At 52.7% G+C, this 201-nt stretch carries 1 rRNA gene; it reads left to right on the top strand.

The features are described 5' to 3' along the window. Positions 1-128 precede the first annotated feature (128 nt). Positions 129-201 (top strand): 5S ribosomal RNA (gene rrf, locus IF67_RS0138610); the annotation flags it as partial.

Below are 201 nucleotides of genomic sequence, written 5' to 3'. Positions count from 1 at the left end.
AAGCCTGGTAACGGGTGGAGTTGACTGGTACTAATAGGCCGAGGGCTTGTCCTCAGTTGCTCGCGTCCACTGTGTAGGTTCTGAAGTAACGACCTGTGTCATTGCCGGGTTGGTTAACTTCATAGTGTTTCGGTGGTCATTGCGTTAGGGAAACGCCCGGTTACATTTCGAACCCGGAAGCTAAGCCTTTCAGCGCCGATG

The sequence above is a fragment of the Streptomyces sp. NRRL S-1813 genome, assembly GCF_000719605.1.
Taxonomy (GTDB): domain Bacteria; phylum Actinomycetota; class Actinomycetes; order Streptomycetales; family Streptomycetaceae; genus Streptomyces; species Streptomyces decoyicus.
This window is presented reverse-complemented; position numbering and strand designations above follow the sequence as displayed.